This window comes from Bradyrhizobium sp. WSM4873, assembly GCF_055811355.1.
Genome location: NZ_JBVVPS010000156.1, coordinates 1 through 217, shown reverse-complemented (window position 1 = coordinate 217; position 217 = coordinate 1). Strand labels below are relative to the sequence as shown.

The window sequence follows — 217 nt, the reverse complement described above, 5'->3', positions numbered from 1 at the left end:
GATAACCGCTGGCGGCAGCACGTCGATCGAACTTTATACCGTCAATTTCGGTAATGTGCCGGCGACGGCGTCGTCGACTACGGGCATTTATCTCTCGACTGACGCCACGATCAACACCGGCGACAGTCTGCTGATGACGGTCGGTGCATCGGCGCTGACGCCCTATCACACGACGGGCTATTACGACCATCAGACCGTCTCGCTGACGCTGCCTGGC

Annotated in this window: 1 protein-coding gene; it reads left to right on the top strand. The window is 59.4% G+C overall.

All coding sequences use genetic code 11. The annotated features are described in order from the left end of the window. The coding region (locus tag AC0L21_RS38160; RefSeq protein ID WP_473267172.1) for a hypothetical protein at positions 1-217 on the top strand (217 nt) is incomplete at both ends.